The 21,705-nt window shown below is 69.9% G+C and carries 19 protein-coding genes and 1 pseudogene; 8 read left to right on the top strand and 12 right to left on the bottom strand.

All coding sequences use genetic code 11. From position 1 onward, the window contains the following. The first annotated feature begins 36 nt into the window (after positions 1–36). Both QSK32_RS33640 and QSK32_RS33635 read left to right on the top strand, forming a co-directional pair. Positions 37–636: a rhodanese-like domain-containing protein gene (locus tag QSK32_RS33640; protein ID WP_285474129.1), complete on the top strand. Its 600-nt coding sequence runs from the start codon at positions 37–39 to the stop codon at positions 634–636. Further along, positions 633–1,386: pseudogene (locus QSK32_RS33635) on the top strand (sulfite exporter TauE/SafE family protein); the annotation flags it as partial. The gene QSK32_RS33640 and the pseudogene QSK32_RS33635, both read left to right, overlap by 4 nt. Before the next feature lie 883 nt (positions 1,387–2,269). On the opposite strand, the gene QSK32_RS33630 reads toward QSK32_RS33635, so the two are convergent. The 7 genes from QSK32_RS33630 to QSK32_RS33600 form a co-directional block, all read right to left on the bottom strand. Further along, positions 2,270–2,470 carry a hypothetical protein gene (locus QSK32_RS33630; protein WP_285474128.1) on the bottom strand — a complete coding sequence of 67 codons (201 nt, stop codon included), beginning with the start codon at positions 2,468–2,470 and terminating at the stop codon, positions 2,270–2,272. 64 nt (positions 2,471–2,534) lie between these two features. After that, a complete protein-coding gene (locus QSK32_RS33625) occupies positions 2,535–3,326 on the bottom strand; it encodes a universal stress protein (RefSeq protein ID WP_285474127.1) in 792 nt (263 codons plus the stop codon). A gap of 53 nt (positions 3,327–3,379) precedes the next feature. After that, entirely contained in the window at positions 3,380–3,547 is a 168-nt protein-coding gene (locus tag QSK32_RS33620; RefSeq protein WP_285474126.1) for a hypothetical protein, read from the bottom strand. Positions 3,548–3,769: 222 nt separating this feature from the next. Next, complete coding sequence (locus QSK32_RS33615) at positions 3,770–4,582, bottom strand: SPFH domain-containing protein (protein ID WP_285474125.1); 813 nt, start codon at positions 4,580–4,582, stop codon at positions 3,770–3,772. Between the two features lie 602 nt (positions 4,583–5,184). Beyond that, positions 5,185–6,168, bottom strand: a complete 984-nt coding sequence (locus QSK32_RS33610) for an aldo/keto reductase (RefSeq protein ID WP_285474124.1) — start codon at positions 6,166–6,168, stop codon at positions 5,185–5,187. Positions 6,169–6,243: 75 nt separating this feature from the next. Next, a complete protein-coding gene (locus QSK32_RS33605; protein ID WP_285474123.1) occupies positions 6,244–7,131 on the bottom strand; it encodes an aldo/keto reductase in 888 nt (295 codons plus the stop codon). A gap of 12 nt (positions 7,132–7,143) precedes the next feature. Further along, positions 7,144–8,532 (bottom strand): MFS transporter, encoded by a 1,389-nt coding sequence (locus QSK32_RS33600; RefSeq protein ID WP_285474122.1) that lies wholly within the window; start codon positions 8,530–8,532, stop codon positions 7,144–7,146. 100 nt (positions 8,533–8,632) lie between these two features. On the opposite strand from QSK32_RS33600, the gene QSK32_RS33595 reads away from it, so the two are divergent. Further along, the gene (locus QSK32_RS33595; RefSeq protein WP_285474121.1) at positions 8,633–9,505 is read left to right on the top strand and encodes a helix-turn-helix transcriptional regulator; all 873 of its coding nucleotides are present in this window, start codon (positions 8,633–8,635) and stop codon (positions 9,503–9,505) included. Positions 9,506–9,635: 130 nt separating this feature from the next. Here QSK32_RS33595 and QSK32_RS33590 read toward each other — a convergent pair whose 3' ends face one another. Beyond that, the gene (locus tag QSK32_RS33590) at positions 9,636–10,349 is read right to left on the bottom strand and encodes a flavodoxin (RefSeq protein ID WP_285474120.1); all 714 of its coding nucleotides are present in this window, start codon (positions 10,347–10,349) and stop codon (positions 9,636–9,638) included. 59 nt (positions 10,350–10,408) lie between these two features. Then, the gene (locus tag QSK32_RS33585) at positions 10,409–11,587 is read right to left on the bottom strand and encodes an aldo/keto reductase (protein ID WP_045746657.1); all 1,179 of its coding nucleotides are present in this window, start codon (positions 11,585–11,587) and stop codon (positions 10,409–10,411) included. A gap of 298 nt (positions 11,588–11,885) precedes the next feature. On the opposite strand from QSK32_RS33585, the gene QSK32_RS33580 reads away from it, so the two are divergent. The 4 genes from QSK32_RS33580 to QSK32_RS33565 all read left to right on the top strand — a co-directional run bounded on the left by QSK32_RS33580 (position 11,886) and on the right by QSK32_RS33565 (position 15,722). Further along, positions 11,886–12,725 (top strand): helix-turn-helix transcriptional regulator, encoded by an 840-nt coding sequence (locus tag QSK32_RS33580; RefSeq protein ID WP_285474119.1) that lies wholly within the window; start codon positions 11,886–11,888, stop codon positions 12,723–12,725. Between the two features lie 77 nt (positions 12,726–12,802). Further along, positions 12,803–13,555, top strand: coding sequence for an SDR family oxidoreductase (locus QSK32_RS33575; RefSeq protein ID WP_285474118.1), 753 nt, complete (start codon positions 12,803–12,805; stop codon positions 13,553–13,555). Positions 13,556–13,842: 287 nt separating this feature from the next. After that, a complete protein-coding gene (locus QSK32_RS33570) occupies positions 13,843–14,799 on the top strand; it encodes an AraC family transcriptional regulator (RefSeq protein ID WP_285474117.1) in 957 nt (318 codons plus the stop codon). 50 nt (positions 14,800–14,849) lie between these two features. Beyond that, the gene (locus QSK32_RS33565; RefSeq protein WP_285474116.1) at positions 14,850–15,722 is read left to right on the top strand and encodes an SDR family NAD(P)-dependent oxidoreductase; all 873 of its coding nucleotides are present in this window, start codon (positions 14,850–14,852) and stop codon (positions 15,720–15,722) included. Positions 15,723–16,234: 512 nt separating this feature from the next. Here QSK32_RS33565 and QSK32_RS33560 read toward each other — a convergent pair. Both QSK32_RS33560 and QSK32_RS33555 read right to left on the bottom strand, forming a co-directional pair. Then, the gene (locus tag QSK32_RS33560; RefSeq protein WP_285474115.1) at positions 16,235–17,425 is read right to left on the bottom strand and encodes a PrsW family intramembrane metalloprotease; all 1,191 of its coding nucleotides are present in this window, start codon (positions 17,423–17,425) and stop codon (positions 16,235–16,237) included. Then, on the bottom strand, positions 17,422–18,090 hold the full coding sequence (locus QSK32_RS33555) for a hypothetical protein (RefSeq protein WP_285474114.1): 669 nt from the start codon (positions 18,088–18,090) through the stop codon (positions 17,422–17,424). The genes QSK32_RS33560 and QSK32_RS33555 overlap by 4 nt, the downstream gene beginning before the upstream one ends. Positions 18,091–18,398: 308 nt before the next feature. Between QSK32_RS33555 and QSK32_RS33550 the strand changes: the two genes are divergently transcribed. Further along, complete coding sequence (locus QSK32_RS33550) at positions 18,399–19,904, top strand: FAD-dependent monooxygenase (RefSeq protein ID WP_285474113.1); 1,506 nt, start codon at positions 18,399–18,401, stop codon at positions 19,902–19,904. Positions 19,905–19,948: 44 nt separating this feature from the next. On the opposite strand, the gene QSK32_RS33545 is transcribed toward QSK32_RS33550, so the two are convergent. Then, positions 19,949–21,538 (bottom strand): rhamnogalacturonan lyase B N-terminal domain-containing protein, encoded by a 1,590-nt coding sequence (locus tag QSK32_RS33545; RefSeq protein WP_285474112.1) that lies wholly within the window; start codon positions 21,536–21,538, stop codon positions 19,949–19,951. Positions 21,539–21,705 lie beyond the last annotated feature (167 nt).

Below are 21,705 nucleotides of genomic sequence, written 5' to 3'. Positions count from 1 at the left end.
ACCCTGCCCGAAAAACCCGAACCGAACGAGGAAGACATGACCTCTCCCGACGTCACCAACCCCGCCGGCGTGGACGCCGCGACCCTGCGAGACCTTCTCACCACCAGCCGGGGCCTGCGCATCCTCGACGTACGCACCCCGGGCGAGTTCGAGACCGCACACATTCCCGGCGCCTACAACGTGCCGCTGGACCTACTCCGCGAGCACCGCACCGAACTACGGGCCCACCTCGACGACCAGGTGGTACTCGTCTGCCGTTCCGGCGCCCGCGCCGCCCAGGCGGGGCAGACCCTCGCCGAGGTCGGCCTGCCCAACGTGAAGATCCTCGACGGCGGCATGCTCGCCTGGCAGCACACCGACGCCCCGGTCAACCGCGGCCGGACCCGCTGGGATCTGGAACGGCAGGTCCGCCTTGTCGCCGGCATCATCGTGCTGTCCAGCGTCCTGGGCTCCCTGCTGGTGCCCGGTCTGCAATGGGTCGCCGCACTGATGGGCGCCGGCCTGACCGCCGCCGCGCTCACCAACGCCTGCGCCATGGGCATGCTCCTGGCAAAGCTGCCCTACAACCGCGGCACCGCCAGCTGCGACCTCACCACCATCGTCGGGCAACTACGCGACACCAGGAGCCGGCCATGACAGCCACACTGGTCCTCACGGTCGTGCTCGCCGTGGGCATCGGGGTCAGCCTCGGCCTGCTCGGCGGCGGCGGATCCATCCTCGCCGTGCCCTTGCTCGTCTACGTCGCCGGGCTGCCCGCGAAAGAGGCCATCGCCGCCTCCCTGCTGGTCGTCGGCGCCACCAGCGCCGTCGGCGCCATCCCCCACGCCCGCGCCCACCGGGTACGCCGGCGCACCGGCCTCATCTTCGGTACCGCCGGCATGACCGGCGCCTACGCAGGCGGACGCCTCGCCGTCTACATCCCCGACACCGTCCTACTCGCCGGCTTCGCCCTGATGATGCTCGCCACCTCCATCGCGATGATCCGCGGACGCCGCCCCCGACCCGACAAACCCGTACCCCACGAACTGCCCGTCCTGCACGTCATCGCCGACGGCATCATCGTCGGTCTGGTCACCGGCCTCGTCGGCGCCGGCGGCGGCTTCCTCGTCGTCCCCGCCCTCGCCCTCCTCGGCGGCTTACCGATGCCCGTCGCCGTCGGGACCTCCCTGCTGGTCATCGCCATGAAGTCCTTCGCCGGCCTCGCCGGATACCTCTCCACCGTGCACATCAACTGGCCCCTCGCCGCCGCCGTCACCGCCGCCGCCATCCTCGGCAGCCTCGTCGGCGGGAAACTCGCCGGAAGAATCCCCGAAGTGATTCTTCGTAAGGCCTTCGGCTGGTTCGTGGCAGTCATGGGAATCTTCGTCCTGGCCCAGCAACTCCCCGCCCGCCTCTCCACCAACCCGATCCTGTGGGTGGGTGCCACCCTGCTCGCCGCTGCCAGCACGGCATGGGCCCTCGCCCGCCGGCACCGGCGGTCCGCGACCCTGCCAGACGCCCACCCCATACCGCAGACGAAGATCACCGAGCCGGCACCGCCCGGCGCGGCACCGCCGATGCCACGAAAGCGGTCCGGCACCCTGCCCCCGTCCACCGGGAATGGCGCCACCCGGTAGTGCCGGCGTTGCTTCACCGGCAGCGGTGCCAGGAGCCCGGACAGCAAGTCCCGGACCCGCGCCGGGGCTCAGGCGGGCTGAAGCGCGCCCCGATCGTGTCCATCACTTCGCCGAACAGCGCAGAACATCGCCGAGCGTCCACTCTGCAGGGGGCAGCCGACACCGCGTTTTGGGGTCCGCACAACCGCTGAGACTCGACGATGGCTGCTTGCTGTCCACGGACAAAACCACACCGTCACAGCAGTTCAGAACGAATCTCCTGCTGGGGTATCAGCTCGCGTGTGACGATCCCGCCCGCTCCGCGCCAGATCCCGACAAACAATTGTCACGCGAACGGCAAGGGCCGTCTTCCTCAATTCGTATCCATCGACTCGGAGCAATGGTCGGCTCATCTGGCCGAACCGGAAGGGGAGATCATGATCGCGGTTCCCCTGCCGGCGCAGGCCACTGTCACTCCCCCGTCGACGGGTTCGCCGGGCACGAACGGGCTGACCGGGCGTTCCCACGACGACCGGCCTTTGACCAGCAACCTGTAGCGACTGAGCCCCGACCGACCGGGTCGGCCTTCGCCGTCGTCACGACGAGGATCCTGCCAAGCCGGCGCCCGGCGCACCCGGCCTGCCGGTTCCCACGAGGCGGGTGGGCACGGGGTCTCAGCCGCGTAGCGACCGGTTCATGAGCGCGTGGATGCTCATCAGGACCGCCGGGCCTGCCACCGCAACGGCCACAGTGGCCGCGTCCCTCTCCGGCACGTCATGCCGGGCGAGTTCCCGCCGCGCCCACAACCAGTACGGGATGAAGACGACCGGCGCCGTCAGGACACCCGAGACGTCCCGGCGGGCGACAGCGGCCACCCGAGATGCCCGAAGCCGTGCAGCCCGTACGCGAGGAGCACCCGCGGCAAGGAGATCGTCCTTGTCACCGAGCCGGTTCCTGCCCCGCTTGCGGGGGCACAAACAGCACCGGGCAGGCCTGCAACCCGCCCACTGTGGTGCCGACCATGCTGTAGAGCATCTCGGCGAGCCAGCCCTTGCGGCCCTGCCCGGCCACCAGCAGCCGACCGCGGCGGGAGGCACGGTCCAGCGTGTAGGGCACGTCCCGCTCCTCGATGAGTACCCGGTCGGCGGGGACGTCCGGCCAGGTCACCGGCTCCGAACCGGCCCGGACGTGTACCGCGACCAGGCGGCATCCGGCCCGGTCGGCCGCTTCGGCGGCGGCGACGACGGTGGCAGTGGTCCGGCCGGAAGCGGCGAGCACGACCGGCCCCTGGCGGAGACGGAAGCCACGCTGGACGAGCAGTGGACAGGCGCTGTGGTGGGTCAGGTACGCCGCCGTGGAACCCCACCCTCGACGGATGCCCGGGTCGTCGCGGTGGCCGACCACGAGGAGCCGCGCGTACCGCGACCATCGGACGAGTGTCTCGGCCGCGGTGTCGTCGGACAGTTCGGCGCGGACCGGCACGCCCGGCGCGACGTGCTCGGCCCGCTGGACGGCGATGTCGAGCAGATGCCTTCCCTGCTCCGGGCGGGGCGACACGGCGTGGTCGCGGGGAACGTTGCTGTATCGCCCCGGCCAGGCGTGCACGATGATGAGCGGGACGTGGTGGTGCTCCGCCTCGGCGGCGGCGACGTCAACGATCGGGAACTTGGTCGGCGGGCCGTCAACGCCGACCACGACGGGCAGCTTCTGGTTCTCCGGCAGGCTTTCCATAATCGGAACCTAAGTCTCGTCATCTCATCTGGTAACGGTCCTTCGACCCTGTGTCATCTGCTGAGCACGACCTTGAGGGCACCGGTCCGCGACGGGGCGGCGAAGACGTCGTACCCGTGCATGATGTCCTCGATGGGCAGCCGGTGGGTGATCAGCGGGGACGCGTCGAGTTGCCCGGCGGCCAGCATGTCGGGCAGCCGCGGCGTCGAGGACGTGTCCACGAGACCGGTGGTGATGGTGACGTTGCGTGCCCACAGGTCTTCAAGGTGACGAGCAGTGTGTCCATGACCGTCTCCCTTGCGGCCCGGGGCTCAGCCCACCAGGAACACCGGGCAGTACGCGCGTTCCTGCAGCATCCGGACCGCGGGACTCAACACCGACCCGACACCATGCCGGCCGATGACCACAGCCGCGGCCCGCCCGGCCGGCTCCCCTCCGTCCCGTCAGTTCACCGTGACCCCGTTGACGGCGGGCGACGTCGCACCCGCGCTGCGAGCGGCCGTGGTGGTCTGCTCGAAGAAGCGGAGCAGCTCGACCGGGAACGGCATCACCAGGGTGCTGTTCTTCTCCGCGGCCACGTCGACCACGGTCTGCAGCAGCCGCAACTGGAACGCGGCCGGCGTGTCGGCCATCGCCCGGGCCGCATCCGCGAGCCGGCGCGACGCCTGGTACTCGCCGTCGGCCGCGATGACCCGCGCCCGGCGTTCCCGCTCGGCCTCGGCCTGCCGGGACATCGAGCGTTTCATCGTGTCGGGCAGGGACACGTCCTTGACCTCGACCCGCTCGATCAGCACGCCCCACGGTTTCTCGGTCGGCGCGTCGATGGCGGCCTTGAGCTCGGCGTTGATCCGTTCCCGGTCACCGAGCACGGTGTCCAGATCGGCCCGGCCGATCACCGACCGCAACGCGGTCTGCGCGACCTGAAGGACCGCTTGGCTGTAGCGGCGCACGTTGACCAAGGACCGGATCGGATCGACGACCCGGTAGTAGACCACCGCGTCCACGGTCAGGGTGACGTTGTCGTGAGTGATCGCACCCTGCGCGGGTACCGGCATCACCACCGTCTGCATGGTCACCTTCACCATCCGGTCCACGAACGGAATGATCATCCGCAGGCCGGGCTCCCGCACCCGTTCCTGCACCCGTCCGAACCGGAACACGACTCCCCGCTGGTACTGCTGAACGATCCGCAGACTCAGAAAGATCAGCACGACGACCGCGCCGAGGATTCCCCCGGCGACCCACCAGACAGACATCCCTTCACTCTCCTCGGGCCGGTGGTGGCTCCGGGCGGACAGCCCGGGGTCGCTCTCAGACTCGGACCGCGCCCGGCGGACGGGCAAGGGCACATCGGCCCGTCTCGGCACCGGTCGTCTCAGGAGACCGGGCTGGTGGAATCGCCGTTGCCCGGCGCGTCATCGGGTGCACCGCATCGTCACGCGCGACGAGACGCTCCAGCTTCAACCGTGGATATGCCGTCCGCTCGATCGAAGCCACCACCCGATCACCAACCGGACAAAGGCCCCCGCGGGTCAAGCCCCTGGAAGGAAACGTGGTGAGGCGACTAGGTCGGCGCGGGCGTCGTCGAGGTCGGCGGCCGTCCGGGAGACCTGCGACTTCGACAACGACGTGATCCCCCTCTCGAGAGTGCTGTGAGAGGTTCACTCGAAAGATCACGTCATGGCCGCGCTCTATGCCGGACGCCCTGTCCGACGATCACGCCAACCGCGTTACACCACTATCAGGGACTCCATACCGCGCCCCCATGTAACGCCATGCAGTATCCCCACTCCCGAAGCAAGCGATCCGAAGAGTTTCCGGGGGCCGGTCCGCTCACGGCGGACCGGCCCCGGCGCGCTCAGCGTTCGATCATCTGCATCTGCTCGTCGGTGTGGTGCCCGCCTTCGGCCACCGGCAGCGCGTCGAGCGTGGCGATCTGATCAGGTGTGAGCGTGACACCGTCCGCGGCGGTGTTCTCCTCGACCCTGCCGACCCGCTTGGTTCCCGGGATGGGCGCGACGTCGTCGCCTTTGGTCAGCAGCCAGGCCAGCGCGACCTGGGCCGGGGTGGCGCCCACCTGGTCGGCGATGTCCTGCACCTGGTCGGCAAGGCGCACGTTGCGCTGGAAGTTCTCGCCGGTGAAACGCGGGTTGGTCTTGCGGAAGTCGCTGTCGTCGAGCTTCTCGATGTCGGCGGGGGTGCGTAGGGCGCCGGTGAGGAAGCCGTGCCCGAGCGGCGAGTACGGCACCAGGCCGATCCCCAGTTCCCTCAGCACGGGCAGGATCTGCTCCTGGTCGCGGGTCCACAGCGAGTACTCCGACTGCAGCGCGGTCACCGGGTGCACGGCGTGCGCGCGGCGGATCGTGCCGGTCCACGCCTCGGACAGGCCGATGTACCGGATCTTGCCCTGTTCGACGAGTTCGGCGAGGGCGCCCATGGTGTCCTCGATCGGGGTCTCCGGGTCGACGCGGTGCTGGTAGTACAGGTCGATGTGGTCGGTGCCGAGCCGTTTGAGTGAGCCTTCGACGGCGGTGCGGATGTTGTCGGGGCTGCTGTCGCGATGCCACGGGCCGGCGCCGCCGTGCGCGATCAGGCCGAACTTGGTGGCCACGACCACCCGGTCACGGCGTCCCTCGAGGGCCCGGCCGACGAGTTCCTCGTTGCTGTACGGGCCGTAGATCTCGGCGGTGTCGATCAGGGTGACTCCGAGGTCGATCGCGCGGTGGATGGTGCGGATCGACTCGGCGTCGTCGCTGCCGGCGCCGGTGTAGCCGTGCGACATACCCATCGCGCCCAGGCCGATCCGGGAGACTTCCAGTTCACCGAGCTTGGCGGTACGCATGTTGACTCCTCCGTGTCTTCTCGTACGGGAAAGGGGAGACCTCGCCGTCCCCGCGGGGCGGCGGGGTCGCACCGGTCAGGCTTCGGGGATCGGCCGGCCGAAGGTTTCCAGGGTGATCGCTTCCGGTTCCGGGCCGCCGCGCTTACCGGTGTCCAGGGCGTCGATCGCGGCGAGTTGCTCGGCGGTCAGGTCGAAGTCGAACACGTCGAAGTTCTCCGCGATCCGTTCCGGTTTCGTCGACTTCGGGATGACCTGGCGGCCCTGCTGCAGGTGCCAGCGCAGCATCACCTGCGCCGGTGACTTGCCGTGCGTCTTGGCGATCTCGCCGATCGCCGGGTCCTGCAGGGTGCTGGTGTGCTCGCTGTCGCGGTAGAACGTGATGCCACCGATCGGCGACCACGCCTGGGTCAGGATGTCGTGCTCGGCCCCGAAGTCCTGGACCTCGCGCTGGGCGAAGTACGGGTGGACTTCGATCTGGTTCACCGCGGGGACCACCGTCGCCTTGTCCAGCAGGGCGGTGAGGTGGTCGACCATGAAGTTGCTGACGCCGATGGCGCGGACCTTGCCGTCGGCGTAGAGCTTCTCCAGCGCGCGGTAGGCGTCCAGGGTCCTGTCGAAGTCCGAGGGCAGCGCCTGGTGCAGGATCAGCAGGTCGATCTGCTCGACACCGAGCTTGGCCGTGCTCTTGTCGAAACCGTGCAGCGTCTCGTCGTACCCGTAATCGCTGATCCAGATCTTGGTTTCGAGGAACACCGCGGAGCGGTCGACCCCGGATTCGGCGATCGCCTCGCCGACCTCGCGTTCGTTGCCGTACGCGGCCGCGGTGTCGATGTGGCGGTAGCCGGCTGACAGGGCCGCCTGCACGGCGGCGCGGGTCTCGTCCGGCGGGGTCTGGAAGACGCCGAGCCCGATCGCGGGGATCTCGACGCTGTTGTTCAGCGTCAGGTTCGGAACGGTGATCATGAGAGTTTCCTTTCAGCGGTGGCCATCGCGTAGCGCCAGGCTCGCGGCGGCGGTGAGGACGATGAGGATCGCGGTGGCCGTCAGGCTGATGTGCAGGCCCGAGCGGAAGGTCGCCTGGCTGGCGACGACCGCGCCGTAGGCGGCGACACCCAGCGAGCCGCCCATCTGGCGGAAGGTGTTGAACACGCCGCTGGCGGTGCCGGCCCGTTCGGCGGGGACGCTGTCGAGGATCAGCGCGGTGGTCGGCGGGACGGTGAACGAGCCACCGACGCCGACCGGCACCATGACCGCGGCGACCAGCCACACCGGCGCGCCGGCCGGCAGCAGTACCAGCCCGATGAGGCCGGCGGTCATGACGAGTTGGCCTCCGATGATCGTCGCGGCCGCCCCGAACCGGTTCGCGGCGCGCGCGGCCAGGGGGTTGAATCCGGCGACCAGCCCGGTCATCGGCAGGAACAGCAGGCCGGTGAGCAGCGGTGTCGCGCCGCGCTGCTGCTGGAAGTACAGCGATTGCAGGAAGACGACGCCGTAGAAGGCCGCCATGTTGACGAACCCCACCGCGAGGGTGACGCTGACCGTCCGGGACCGGAACAGGTCCAGGGGCACCATCGGGTGCCGGCCCCGCATCTGCGCGATGAGGAACACGGCGGCGGCGAGGACTGCGAGGGTGAACGCGGCGAGGATCCGGGGGTTGCCGTACCCGAGTTCGCCGCCCTCGATGACCGCGAAGGTGAGCGCGCCGAGCGCGAGCACGGCGGTGACCTGACCGATCCCGTCGAACGGCACGACGGTGCGGGGCGAGTCGGCGGCCCGGCGCAGCACCAGCACGGCGACGACGCCGACCGGCAGGTTGAGAAGGAAGATCCACCGCCAGTCGAGCTGGGTCAGCGCCCCGCCGAGTACCGGTCCGGCCGCGGCGGCGATCGATCCGCCCATCGCCCACAACGCGATCGCCCGGGCCCGGGCGGCGCTGTCGGCGTAGGCGGCCCGGATCAGCGCCAGTGAGGTCGGTGTGACCAGCGCCGCGCCGATGCCCTGCAGCACCCGCGCCGCCACCAGGAACCCCAGCCCCGGGGCGAGCCCGCACGCTGCGGAGGCCACCACGAAAATCATCATGCCGATCCCGTACGCCCGGCGCGCCCCGATCCGGTCGGCGAACGTGCCGGCGAACAGCAGCAGCGCTGAGAACATCAGGGTGTAGGCGGTGACCACCCACTGCAGCCCGGACAGGCTGCCCCCGACGTCACGGCTGATGTCGGGCAGGGCGACGTTGACGACCTGGGTGTCGAGGGTGACGACGGCGAAGCCGAGCATCGCCACGATCAGGGATGCGCGTGCCCGGCCGGGCGGCGCCGTGATGCGGTCGCCGGGGTCGAGCACCGTGGTGAGGGGGCGGGACATGTTTGCAGCAAACCCTCTGCCGGCCCTGGTGAGGAGGCCCTCTGCAAAGGGGTACCGGCAGGGACCCCCTCCCCCGGGGTCCGATGCCTAACCTGAGTTCATGGACAACCGCAGCGAGGTGAAGGCCTTCCTCAGCTCACGCCGGGCGAAGGTGAGTCCCGAACAGGCCGGCATTCCCTCGTACGGCAACCGCCGGGTCGCCGGGCTGCGCCGCGGAGAGGTCGCCGCGCTGGCCGGGGTCAGCGTCGAGTACTACACCCGGCTGGAACGCGGGAACCTCGGCGGGGCCTCGGACAGTGTCCTGGACGCCGTCGCCCGGGCGCTGCGGCTCGACGAGACGGAGACCGCGCACCTGCATCACCTGGCTCGCGCCGCCGGGCCGGCCCCGGCCCGTGCCCGTGTGCGCCGGGACAAGGAGCCGGAGATCCGGCCGGCCGTCCGCCGGGTGCTGGACTCGATGACCGGGGTGCCCGCCTTCCTGCGCAACCACCGCTTCGACATCCTGGCCGCGAACCCGCTGGGCAGGGCGCTGTACGCGCCCATGTTCGCCGCGAGTCCGGCGCTGCCGGTCAACTCGATGCGCTTCACCTTCCTGAATCCGCACGCCCAGGCGTTCTACCCGGACTGGGCGGCGATGGCCCGCTCCGCTGCCGCCGCGCTGCGCATCGCCGCCGCCCAGCACCCCGACGACCAGCACCTGATGAATCTGATCGGCGAGTTGTCCATGCGCAGCGAACCGTTCCGCGGCTGGTGGGCCGCCCAGGACGTGTACGTGCACCGCAACGGCGCCAAACGGTTCCGGCACCCGGCCATCGGCGAACTGGAACTGGAGTACGAGGCGCTCGCACTGCCCGGCGACGAGTGCCTGACCATGTTGACCTACTCCGCGCAGCCCGGCACACCGTCCGGTGACGGCCTGGAACTGCTGGCCACGTGGGCCGCGACGCAGCAGAGCGTCACGGCCCAACGGTGACGATGACGATGACGGTGCCGCTCACGTTCGCGTCGAGGCCGGCTCCACGACCGTGATGCCGGACGGCGCACCGCCTCGCACCGGCTGCGGAGAAGGACGGTCGTGGGTACCGGTCTCCGGGAGGTGGAGGTCAGCGGGGAAGCAGGCCGATGCGGCGCAGCCATGCCTCGACGGCAGGCTGCGCATCGGCGGCCTCCTCGCCGCGCACGGCAAGACCCTCCCCCAGCTCGGCGGTGGGACAGGAAGCGGCGTAGTCACGCTCGGTGTTTCCGAGACCGCTCATCGCGTACGTGGTGAGGGGGTGGATCGTCTTGCCGGCGAAGTCGAGTCCTTCGGTGAACGTCGTCATGATCATCGGTGCCCGCACGTTCCAGATCGGGCTGCCCAGCAGGATGATGTCATAGTTCTCGATCGAGGAGAGCGGGTTCGCGATGCCCGGCCGGGCATCGGCGTTCTGCTCCTCGACGTTGCGCCGCACGGTCGGCTCATAGTCGTCGGAGTACGGGTCTGCGGCCTCGATCCGGTGCACGTCGCAGCCGGTCAATCGGCCGATCATGCCCGCCACCACCTCGGTGTTGCCGACCGTCAGACGGCGGCGGCCGCCGTTGAAGTAGTTCTCCCCGGCGCGGGAGAAGTAGGCCAGCAGCACCCTGCCGCCGGACGACGGGGTGCGGGCCGCGGCGCCACGCGACGCGCTGGTCACCGGCGGCTGGGCCGGCGCGGACGCCGGAGCGGGGGTTGCCGCCGGCGCATCGGAGCAGGCGCTGAGGACCGTCCCGGACGCGGTTCCGGCCGCGCCGAACAGAGCAACCCGCAGCAGCGTACGGCGTGGGTGTGGGGTCATCGCGGACATCATCATCACTCCGAAGTGGGGGAAGCGGCGGCCGGTCCGGCCCTGCCACGTCACGGCATCGGCGCTTCGACCCCGGTGCCGGCGAGCACCGGCGCCGGTACCCGCGCGCCCCGGATCGTGATCGCGTTCAGCGCGGTCGTGAACTGCCGCAGCTCGTCGCCGGCGAACGTGACCTCCTCGGCGCCCAGGTTGTCCAGCAGATGCGGGGTGCGGGTGGCGCTCGGAATGGGCACGATCCACGGCTTCTGCGCCTGCAGCCAGGCCAGCGACAACTGCGCCGGAGTGACGCCCTTGCGTACCGACCAGTCGTGCAACAGCTGCACGACCGCCATGTTGGCCGTGATGTTCTCCCGCGAGAACCACGGCACCGAGGCCCGGAAGTCCCCTTGGACGAACCGGGTGTACGGGTTGATGGTGCCGGTGGTGAAGCCGTACGCCAGCGGCGCCCAGCACACGAAACCGATGCCCAGTTCCTCGCACAGCGGCAGAACCTGCTTCTCCGGGTCCCGCGCCAGCAGGTCGTACTGGTTCTGGATCGCCGTCAGCGGCTGCACCGCGTGCGCCCGCCGGATCGTCTGCACCCCCGGTTCAGACAGCCCCCAGTGCCGGACCTTACCCGCCGTGATCAGCTCCTTGACCGCGCCGGCCACGTCCTCGATCGGAACCTGCGGGTCCACCCGGTGTTGGTACAGCAGGTCGATGTGGTCGGTGCGCAGGCGACCCAGCATGCCGTCGACGGCCTGCTTGATGTGCTCGGGCCGGCTGTTCAGGCCGCCGCGCTCCCCGGTCTGCTGATCGACCTCGAAACCGAACTTGGTCGCGATCACCACCCGGTCACGCACCGGTTCCAGGGCCTCGCCGACGATCCGCTCGGACTCCAGCGGCCCGTACACCTCGGCGGTGTCGAAGAACGTGACACCCTGGTCGACCGCGGTCCGGATCACTTTGATCATGTCGGGGCGGCTGCTCACCGGCCCGTACAGATTCCCGGGCATCGTCTGGCAGCCCAGGCCGACGCTGGACACCTCCAGCTCGCCGAGCTTGCGGCGGGTGGTCAGCGTGGTCGCGGCCGCGGCGGTCTCCCCTCCCGCGGCGGCCGCCGGGGTGGTGCCCTGCGCCGCGGACGGCTCGTCGTTCGCCGTGCAGCCGGCCATCCCGGCGACCAGCGACGTCGTGGTCACACCGGCCGCGCCGAGCAGGAACCGGCGGCGGCTGTTGTCGTCAGGCATTCCGTACCCTCTCGTTTCCGCGAATGGACGTTCTCACCTCAGACAACACCGATCCTCAATGGCTGGGGAGTCCCTGCCGAAAGGGGTCGGAACAGGGACCCTCTCCGGCGTTTGATCCCGGTCCAGCGGCGAACCACCGCTGGTGACACCGCGGCCGGCATCGCGGCTGCAGGTCGCCGTCGCCGACGCCCCGGATCGGGCGGTAGCCGGGGTATGCGACACCTAGGCTGAACGTGGCCTTCATATCCCGTTTCATTCCGGCGATGCTGGATGCACGCCGGAAAGAAAGGAGGTCGACATGGACGACAATGCGCTCGGGGAGTTCCTCCGGCATCGACGGGAACGGTTACGGCCGGAGGATGTGGGCCTGCCCGGTGGGGGCCGTCGCCGCACTCCCGGGCTGCGCCGGGAAGAGGTCGCGAGCCTGGCGGCGCTGTCGCCGGATTACTACGGCCGGCTCGAGCAGGGCAGGGTACGCACCCCGTCGGCATCGGCACTGGCCAGCCTCGCGCGAGCGATCCGCCTCACCGGCGACGAGCAGGACTACCTGTTCCGCCTCGCCGGGCTGCAGCCGCCGGAGCCACGCTCACCGCTGGCGCACGTCGACCCGGCGATGTTGTATCTGCTGGACGCGCTCGAGCACACGCCGGCGCAGGTCACCGACGACCTGCTCACCGTCGTCGCCCAGAACCGGGCGGCGGAGAACCTGCTGGGCGTCTGGGCCGGGTTGCCCGGTTACGAGTCCAATGTCACGTGGCGCTGGTTCACCGATCCGGCGTCGCGGGACAGCAACGATCCGGCCGAGCACGAGCGCATCGGCCGGGCCTATGCGGCCGACTTGCGGGCCGGAGTCGCGCAACGGTCGACGAGTGACCGGTTCGCGCAAGGGCTGGTGGCCGACCTGCTCGGGCGCAGCGCCGAGTTCGGTCAGCTGTGGGCGCAGCAGCAGGTGGTGGCACTGACCTCGACGCCGAAACTCATCCGGCACCCGCTGGTCGGCGAACTCGACCTGCAATGCGACGTCGTGCTGAGTCCGGCCACCGGCCACCGCCTCATCATCTTCCGGCCCCGCCCCGGGTCCAACGCCCACGAACAGATCGCTTTCCTGGACGTCCTCGGGAATCAGAAGTTCGCCTGAATCTCCCTGCTTTTCATCAATCACCCGGGAAACGCGGACATCTCCGCGTGCCCGAAATCGGAACTCGAAGGAACCCCGTGAACATCAGCGGAAACACCATCTTCATCCCCGGCGCCACCTCCGGTATCGGCCTCGGCCTCGCGCTGCGCCTGCAGGCCAAGGGCAACACCGTCATCGTCGGCGGACGCCGCACCGCCCTGCTCGAGCAGATCGCCGCCGAGCACCCCGGCATCGGCACCGTCACCATCGACGCCACCGACCCGGCATCGATCGCCGCGGCCCGCGACGAGGTCGCCACCCGCTACCCGGCCCTGGACACTCTGATCACCATGGCCGGCATCATGGAACCGGAGGACCTGCGCGACCCGGCGTCGCTGGACGTCGCCGAACGCACCGTCACCCTCAACCTGCTCGGCACGATCCGCCTGGTCAACGCGTTCCTGCCCGGCCTGCTCGCCCAGCCCGCCGCAACGGTCATGACGGTCAGCTCGGGTCTGGCGTACGTGCCCCTGCCGGCGACGCCGACGTACAACGCCACCAAGGCCGCGGTCCACTCCTTCACGGAGAGCCTGCGCGTGCAGCTCACCAAGAGCGATGTCCAGGTGATCGAACTGGTGCCGCCGGCCACCCGCACCACCCTGATGAACCAGCAGGACTCCGACGTGGCGATGCCTCTGGAGGAGTTCCTCGACGAGGTGATCAGCCTGCTCGAAGCCGACCCGAAGGCCGAGCAGATCCTGGTCGAGCGGGTCAAGTGGCAGCGCAACGCCGAGGCCGAGGGCCGCTACGCCGACGTGCTGGGCGTGCTCAGCGGCCGGTACCGCTCCTGACAGACCGCGACCGGCCAGGCGGTCGAGCACTACCGCGGCGAGTACGGCCGCATCCTGCGCGTCGAAGTCCGGTAGGCGGATCGGGATCCCCTGGTGTCCGTCATCAGCCACCGCACCCGGCGCATCGGCTGGAGCGACGGGCCGGCGGGCCCGGTGTCCCCGGTCGGCAAGAAGGGTGACGGGGGCGGCGTTGGGCAGACCCGATCGCCGCTCTCGTCAGGGCGGGACTCGTCCGGATCTCAAGGCTGCCGAGGTGAGCGCCGAGGCCCGTGTGCCAGGCTGGCGCGGTGCACGACGATCACCTTTCCCGGATCCTCGATCTGATCGAGGTGCGGGGCGTCATCAGTGGGGGCTTCGCTGCCGGGGGCCGGTGGCTGACACGGTTCACCCCGGAGTCACCGCTCAAGATCGTTGCGGTGGGGCGTGGGAGCGCCGGAGTCACCGCCGACGGGGTGACCCGGTCCGTCCTGCGGGCCGGTGACGTCGCGATCCTCAACGGACGGTCCTCGGTGACGATCGACGACACCGGTTCGGCGGGCCTGCAGCGGGAGTTCAGCATCCGCGCCGACGACCCGTTCCTGCACGTCGGCGCTTCCGGGACCGAGGCCCCGGACGTCGTGCTCGGCGGGCACATCGAGGTTGATCACGCCGGGGAGGAGCTGATGTCGCGTGCACTGCCCGAGCTGGTGGTGGTGCGCTCGACCGCGCAGGACGCCGAGCACCTGCGCTCGACACTCGACCGCCTGGCCGGGGAGTTCGCCGGTGACCGCCTCGGCCGCCGGGCGGTGCTGCGGCTCGGCGGGCAGTTGCTGCTGCTCGACGTGCTGCGAATCGTGGCTCGTGACGCCACGCTCGGCGGCACCGGCTGGCTGCGTGGTCTGAGCGACGACCGTCTGCGGCCGGCCCTGGACCTGTTGCACGCCGACCTCGGCCGCGCGTGGCGGCTCGACGATCTCGCCCGGGCGGCCGCCATGTCACGCAGTTCCTTCGCCGAGCGATTCACGGCGACGCTCGGCGAGCCGCCGGTCGCATACCTGACCCGCCTGCGCATGCTGACCGCCCGCCGCCGTCTGCGCGAGGACGGAACCCGGATCAGCGATCTCGCCCCGGCCCTCGGCTACTCCTCGGAGAGTGCCTTCAGCGCGGCATTCCGCCGCGAGGTCGGTCTGTCACCTCGCGACTTTCGGACGATCGCAACAGAAAACCGGATCGGGACGCGATCATCGTCCGACGAACATCCGTAACTTCGTAGCCCGAGGCGCACAGCGGTGCGCCCGGGACGACGGAGATCTCCATGACGAACGTATTGGTCACCGGTGCCGCATCGGGATTCGGCCGGCTCATCACCACCACCCTTCTGGCGGCCGGCCACCAGGTCGCCGCCACCGTCCTCGACTCGCACGGCCGGCGCTCCGCCGCGGCGGAGCGGCTACGCGCGGAAGGCGCCGAAGTCGTCGACATGGACGTGACCGACGACGACAGCGTCCGGGCCGGTGTCGCCACGGCCATCGAACGGCTCGGCCGGCTCGACGTCGTCGTCAACAACGCCGGGCGTGGCGCCCTGGGGCTGGCCGAGAGTTTCTCCGCCGAGGACTGGAAGCGCATCTTCGACGTCAACGTCTTCGGTGTGCAGCGGGTCAGCCAGGCCGTGATCCCGCACTTCCGCGAGCGGCACACCGGCCTGCTGCTGCTCATCTCCAGCATGACCGCCCAGTTGCCGGTCCCGTTCCAGGGCCCGTACGGCGCTTCCAAGGCCGCGGCCGAGGCGTTGTCGGAGTTCTACCGCCTCGAGCTGCCCCAGTTCGGTATCGAGTCGGCGGTCATCGAACCGAACGGCTTCCGCACCGAGTTCCTCGACAAGAACCTGATGACCGACGTCGAGGCGTGGAGGCCCGTCTACGGCGACTTCGCCGCGATGCCCGCACAGGCCCTGGCCGCCTACAACGAGCAGTTCGACGCCATTGCGGAACACGACCCGCAACTGGTCGCCGACGCTGTCCGCGACCTCGTCGCCATGCCGCACGGCACCCGCCCGTTCCGCACCACCGTCGACCGCATGGGCCTCGGCGCCGTCACCGACCGGGTCAACAGCTTCCGCGAGCAGATCCGCGCCGACCTCTGGTCCCAGATGGGCCTGGCGGACCTCGCCGTCGTCCGCGCCGTGTAGCCATCGTCGGCGACCCATCGCGGGCGAACCGTGCGCCGCTGGTGCCACCGACGTCCGGCCTACTGTCCGCGACCCGGCGGTCCTCACCGTCGAATGACTTCAGCCCGCTTACGGCTAAAGCTTCAGGCGCTCAGTCCGCCGTCGACGACCCAGGTAGCTCCGTGCACATATATGGATGATCGAGTCCCGAATCTCGGCTGGTGACATAAGAGGGAGACGCGGTCGTCTCGAAGAGGAGAAGGGCGTCGCTGCCTGCGTGACTGCCGACATCGACGCGCTTCTCACCGCACTGTACGTCTTCACGTCTTCACGTCTTCACGTCTTCACGTCTTCACGTCTTCACGTCTTCACGTCTTCACGTCTTCACGTCTTCACGTCTTCACGTCTTCACGGCGGCGCGGCCGCACGGCGGCCCGGCGGCCCGGCGGCCCGGCGGCCCGGCGGGCGACCGTCAGGCGAACCGCGATTCGCCACCGGCCGCTCCGCGCTGCAGCGCCACCCGGTAGGCGGATTCAGGTCGTCGGCGTCGCGCGAAGCCGTTCCAGTTCGGCACGGGCGAAGCGGACCCGGGCGGTGTCGGCGCCCGCGGAGGCGGCGAGCTGGCCGGCGAGGTCGTGGGCCGCTTCGAGCCGATGGTGCCGGACACGGCGGTCAGCGCGATCGCGGGCGGCTCTGCGGTAGGCGCGGCGCTGTTTGCGGTCGCCGGCCAGGGCGTCGAGTTCCTCGGTGGTGATCACGCCGCTGTCGGCTTCGGGTGTCATGACCGCGCGCATGGCCTCGCGTTCCGGGCGGACGGTGTAGTTGAAGACCCGGATGACCACGACGAAGGCAACGATGATCTCGACGGCCATCAGGACGATGACCACCAGGCCGTTGCCGTTGCCGAGTCCGGCGTTGGCGTCCCAGGTGCCGTGCAGCACCATCGAGGTGAGTACGAGGACGATGCCGAGACCCGCCCGGCGGCGCTGGGCGACCGTGCCGACCAGGTAGACGACGCCGGCGCCGACGATCGCCGAGTAGAGGATGTGCGAGGAGAAACCGGTCAGCAGGCGCAGGCCCACGGTGTGCAGGCTGGCGTTCATCTGGTCGGAGCCGAATTCCGCCGGGGCGGCGTTCAACGCGTACGAGATGTCTTCGATGATCTCGAACCCGAGGCCGGCGAACGCGCCGAGGATGAACCCGTCGTAGGCGGTGCGGACGACCTGCGGTGCCAGGAACATCAGCAGGAGCACGGCGGAGCCCTTGCCGAGTTCCTCGAAGAACGGGGCCGTCAGCCCGGCACCGAACGCCATCTGGAAACTCTGGCCGAACCACTTGCCCCAGAGCCCGAGCAAGGCGGTGTTGCCGGACAGGGCGATGGCCCAGGTCGCGGCGAATCCGCCCCACACGAACGCCGCGACGATCAGGGCGAGCGGCTGCCGGGAGTACCGGTCGATGCGCGCGGTGAACCACCAGAACAGCACGGCGTAGAGGGTGAAGATCGCGGTGCTGGCGGTGAGTGCCGGTGCGTAGAGGCGGATCCCCTCGTTGATGATGCCGGCCAGGACCCGGATCCCGTAGCCGACACCGAACAGGTAGACCCAGAAGCAGGCGTTACGCGGCTGCCAGAGGATGACCGGGTTACCCCAGCCGGTCCTTTCGATCGCGGCGTCGCGGGCGGCGATGGCCGGGCCGGTGGGCGCCGGCTGCGAGGGGGCGGTCATGCTCCGGTCCCTTCGCCGTTCGGGCGTACCGACTTGAGCATCGCGGCGATCTCCCGGGTCACGGTGCCGGAGACGGCCTGCGGGCCGATGACCTCGATCTCCACCCCGGTGTCACCGAACACGAACGCCGCGATCAGGCCGACGGCATTGGTGCCGTCGAAGTGCGCGGCGACACCGTGCTCACCGGTCTCGTTGGTGATCGTCACCGGGTCGCCGATGACGTGGAAGCCGGCGTGGCCGTCGACGCGCAGTCCCTCGTTGGTCTTCTTGATCTGTGCGAGAAGCTGTGCCGGTGTGCCCCGGTAGGTGTCGGTGACGACCTCGAAGACGGTGCCGTTGTAGGACACCGCGGCCGTCTGCGGGTAGCCCGCCGGGCCCCGCCGGCCCTGACGCAGTCCGGTCATCAGTTGCGCTCCGGCGACGGGCACGAACTGGACGTCGTCGCCGACCTGGATCACATCACCGGCCTTGATCGGGTCGTCGACGCCGACCGACGCGTTGATCGCCGGCAGGATCCACACCGCGACGGCGAACAGCAGCGCGACGAGCCCCGCGGGCAGCAGCGTGCGCCGGTCCAGTCCCAGCAGGCGCCGCTCCACCGGAACCCAGGCGTCCCGCCACCTCTGCTCACTGTCGGCATGGTCCGCCGTGTACAGCCCTGACATCGACCCTCCCCGTCGCCATCGGTGATCACGACGCTAGCAGCCTGTCACGCCTGCATCCTTCCGCTGAGCCGGCAGCCGGTGACCGGATGTGCTGAGAAGCCTCCGGGCCACCCGCGCCCTTGGGGGATCCGCGGCCCCGGCCCGGGCGTCACGGAATCCACTGTGCGGGGCGGCCGTGCCAGTGCGGCGGCAGCGCGGTGCCAGCGTCGCGGGAGCGGCCACCGTCAGTCTGGTGAGGCAGGGCCACCTGCGTGGCCGCGCCGAACCTCGGCCCGGTCACCGACCACCGTTGTCGACGGGAATCTCTCATGCATGATGTTGTCATCGCGGGCGCCGGGCCGGTCGGTCTGTTCCTCGCGGGCGAACTCGCCCTGGCCGGATGCTCGGTGCTCGTGCTGGAACAGGACGAGCATCCGCATGCCGCGTGGAAGTCGTTCCCGCTGGGCTTACGGGGCCTGAGTCCCGGCTCGGTCGAGACGTTCCACCGCCGCGGGATGCTGGACGCGCTGTCGGCGGCCTCCGGCGTCGACGCGGCGGAATTCGCTGCGAACTCCGGCGGGCCTCGATCGGTGAGTCATTTCGCCGGCATCGAACTCGACGCCGCCGACATCGACCCGGCCTCTCTGCCGTACCGGGTGCCCGGTCCGGCTTCGGAGGGTCTCATGACGAGTCTCGAAGCGGTCGGTGAGGTGCTGACCGCGCGTGCCGACGCGTACCGGATCGGGATCGTCCGTGGTGTTCCCGTCACCGCCGTGGAGCAGGATGCCGACGGCGTCACCGTGACGGCGGGCGGCAAGGAGTACCGCGCCGGGTGGCTCGTCGGCTGCGACGGTGGACGCAGCGTGGTGCGCCGGTCCGCGGGCTTCACGTTCGTCGGCACCGAACCGCTGTTCACCGGCTATGTGGCGCGTGTGACGTTCGACGACCCGGACGCGTTGCCGCTCGGGTTCAGCCTGACACCGGCCGGCATGTACCTGCGCACCCCCTTCGACGGGCATGTGGGCATGATGGACTTCGACGGCGGCGCCTTCGACCGCCGGCAGGAACTGACCCGCGATCACCTGCAAGCGGTCCTGCGCCGGGTCTCCGGCACCGGGGTGATCCTGAAAGAGGTTCATCTGGCCTCCAGCTTCACCGACCGGGCGATGCAGGCGACGACCTACCGTCAGGGCCGGATCCTCCTCGCCGGCGACGCCGCGCACATTCACGCACCGCTGGGCGGCCAGGGACTCAACCTCGGCATCGGTGACGCCATGAACCTCGGCTGGAAGCTGGCGGCGACCGTGCGCGGGTTCGCGCCGGAGGGTCTGCTCGACACCTACACCGGCGAACGCCATCCCGTCGGCGCGTCGGTGCTCGACTGGTCACGCGCCCAGGTCGCGACCATGCGGCCGGGCCCCGGCGCCGCCGCGCTCCAGCGCCTGATCCGTGACCTGCTGGGCACCCCCGCCGGAACGACCCACGTCTACCGGCGTACGTCCGGGTTGTGCCACCGTTACGACCTGGGCGGGGAGCATCCCCTGGTGGGCCGGACCGCACCGGACCTCCTGCTCACGGACGGCACCCGCCTCGGTGAGCTGCTCCGAGAAGGACAGGGCGTGCTGCTCGACCTCAGCGGCAGCGGGCGTCTTCGCGAAGCGGCGACGGCGTGGGACCGTCTGCGCTACATCGGTGGACAGGCGCGCCACGACCTCGGGATCCGCGCTCTCCTCGTCAGGCCGGACGGCATCGTGGCGTGGGCCGAGGGCCACGAAACCGCCTCCGCGACGTTTCCGCAGGCGGCGGGCCGCTGGTTCGGCCGCGGCAAGAGCTAGGCCTGTCCGTGGGAGCACGGGCCTCCCGTGCGGGGCCGCCCCGGTCAGTACAGGTCGACGGCGTCGTAGCTGAAACCCGGGCTGAGGTAACCGGTGCCGGTCGAGCCGCTGACCACCGTGATGGTCAGGGTGTTGGTGCCCGCGACGAGGGCGCTCGCCGGCACGGCGTACTCGTAGAGGGTGTTGTTGCCCCGGTAGGTGCCGATCGTGAGGCTGCGCGACTTCGGCTGGGCCGACGCGGCGGGGACCTTCTTCGGGGTCCAGTCGTTGATCGAGATCTGGGGCCGGCCGCCGGCGAAGGCGGCGGTGATGCCGATCCGGACGGTACGGGCCGTGAGCTGTTCCTCGGTCAGGTCGAAGGTCACGGTCGTCCCGTTGTTGATCCCGCTCCACTGGGCGGCGGGGAACGACGCGGTCTGCGAGCCGGTGACCGCGGACCGCCATGGCTGCAGGCGGCTGTCGGACGGGTGCATCGAGGTCGACTCGGCGGCGTTCTTGAAACCGGCCGGGGTGCCGTCCCACTCGCCGAGCCGGACGATGGTGTCCTGCTCGGCCCAGGTGGAGCTCTGGTTGGCGCCAGTGGTGCCGGTGCCGGCGGCGACGGTCACGCTACGCCTGGCGACGGCGAGTTCGCCCTGGTAGAGGGTCTGTGTGTAGGAGCCGGGTTTCATCAGCGGGCTGGCGAAGTTTCCGGTCGAGGCGTCCGGCCGGGTCCAGTACTGAGCGGCCGGATTCGACCAGCCGACGACGGCGTTCGCCCGGTCGACGCCGGAGACCTTGCCGACGATCCAGCCGCGCCCGGCCGGACCGACGGCGTCGTGCAGGTTCAGGTCGTACATGAAGGAGAGGTCCCGGGCTTTCGGGGTGGATCCGTCGGTGACCATCAGCGCATAGGGGCCGTACAGCTCGCCGGTGCGCTGCCCCTCGGTCTGGTTGTGCCCGGAGAAAAGGTAGTTGTAGAGGTCGTTGTTGCCGGTGCGCTGCTGTTCGATGTCGCGGAAGAATGGACCACCGGAACTGGATTCGCGATTCCCGTAATCCATGAATACGCCGACGCCGTCGCCGGTGAGGCCACGGATGCCCTGGTCGATGGCGCGCCGGTTCGAGTAGTACTTCGACGATGTCCGGCCGCCGTCGCGGAATACGTCCGCGCTCTCGATGACGGTGTCGCCGGCGGTGTCGGACGGCTCGTAGGCGCCGGTGAGCACATCGCCGCGGAACGACGAGTACCACCGCAACTCTCCGGCGGCGTGCGCGTCGACCCAGGTCGCCATGTAGATGTTGTTCTGGTCCTCGCGGACGACCAGGTAATGGTAGATCTCGCCGTCGGTGTAGAAGTCCGGCGCGTGCTCGGTGACGACGATCGTGTCGCCCCTGACCTCGGCGGTGACCTCGGTGTCCGAACCGAATCCGGACTGGACGTGGGAGGCGCGGCCGCTGAGCAGTTCACGGCCTTCGTAGGTCATCGACGTCATGTCGCCGTTGGTGCGGCTGACGGTGAACATCAGGCCGGCGCCGGTGTCGACGATGTACGCCCCGTCGCTCTCGGTGACGCCGAAGGTGGCGGCCCGCGCGGTGTGCGCCAGCACGACACTCGCCACCAGCGCGACCGCGGCGACACTCCCGGTGATCATTTTCCTACGCATACGCGAGCTCTTCCGTAAATGGGGACTAGGGGAGGAATCGCGGCCGAGACTAGGTTCCGGAAACGGGCCGAGTCAACCGAGGGAAAGCAATTCCGGCGAATATCGTTTTCCCGGTCCCCGTCCGGTGACGGGCGTCTCGCCGAAAAATGATATGC

It is taken from the genome of Actinoplanes sp. NBRC 101535, from assembly GCF_030269225.1.
Taxonomy (GTDB): domain Bacteria; phylum Actinomycetota; class Actinomycetes; order Mycobacteriales; family Micromonosporaceae; genus Actinoplanes; species Actinoplanes rectilineatus.
The sequence above is the reverse complement of the archived record's forward strand: the minus strand, read 5'-3'. Positions and strand labels throughout refer to the sequence as shown.

Excerpts from the sequence above, each read along its gene's own strand:
- QSK32_RS33615 (WP_285474125.1), bottom strand. The coding sequence starts at position 4,582 with ATGTCTGTCTGGTGGGTCGCCGGGGGAATCCTCGGCGCGGTCGTCGTG.
- QSK32_RS33595 (WP_285474121.1), top strand. The coding sequence starts at position 8,633 with ATGGACAACCGCAGCGAGGTGAAGGCCTTCCTCAGCTCACGCCGGGCG.
- QSK32_RS33600 (WP_285474122.1), bottom strand. The coding sequence starts at position 8,532 with ATGTCCCGCCCCCTCACCACGGTGCTCGACCCCGGCGACCGCATCACG.
- QSK32_RS33560 (WP_285474115.1), bottom strand. The coding sequence starts at position 17,425 with ATGACCGCCCCCTCGCAGCCGGCGCCCACCGGCCCGGCCATCGCCGCC.
- QSK32_RS33565 (WP_285474116.1), top strand. The coding sequence starts at position 14,850 with ATGACGAACGTATTGGTCACCGGTGCCGCATCGGGATTCGGCCGGCTC.
- QSK32_RS33590 (WP_285474120.1), bottom strand. The coding sequence starts at position 10,349 with ATGACCCCACACCCACGCCGTACGCTGCTGCGGGTTGCTCTGTTCGGC.
- QSK32_RS33585 (WP_045746657.1), bottom strand. The coding sequence starts at position 11,587 with ATGCCTGACGACAACAGCCGCCGCCGGTTCCTGCTCGGCGCGGCCGGT.
- QSK32_RS33610 (WP_285474124.1), bottom strand. The coding sequence starts at position 6,168 with ATGCGTACCGCCAAGCTCGGTGAACTGGAAGTCTCCCGGATCGGCCTG.
- QSK32_RS33605 (WP_285474123.1), bottom strand. The coding sequence starts at position 7,131 with ATGATCACCGTTCCGAACCTGACGCTGAACAACAGCGTCGAGATCCCC.
- QSK32_RS33580 (WP_285474119.1), top strand. The coding sequence starts at position 11,886 with ATGGACGACAATGCGCTCGGGGAGTTCCTCCGGCATCGACGGGAACGG.
- QSK32_RS33625 (WP_285474127.1), bottom strand. The coding sequence starts at position 3,326 with ATGGAAAGCCTGCCGGAGAACCAGAAGCTGCCCGTCGTGGTCGGCGTT.
- QSK32_RS33550 (WP_285474113.1), top strand. The coding sequence starts at position 18,399 with ATGCATGATGTTGTCATCGCGGGCGCCGGGCCGGTCGGTCTGTTCCTC.
- QSK32_RS33555 (WP_285474114.1), bottom strand. The coding sequence starts at position 18,090 with ATGTCAGGGCTGTACACGGCGGACCATGCCGACAGTGAGCAGAGGTGG.
- QSK32_RS33640 (WP_285474129.1), top strand. The coding sequence starts at position 37 with ATGACCTCTCCCGACGTCACCAACCCCGCCGGCGTGGACGCCGCGACC.
- QSK32_RS33545 (WP_285474112.1), bottom strand. The coding sequence starts at position 21,538 with ATGATCACCGGGAGTGTCGCCGCGGTCGCGCTGGTGGCGAGTGTCGTG.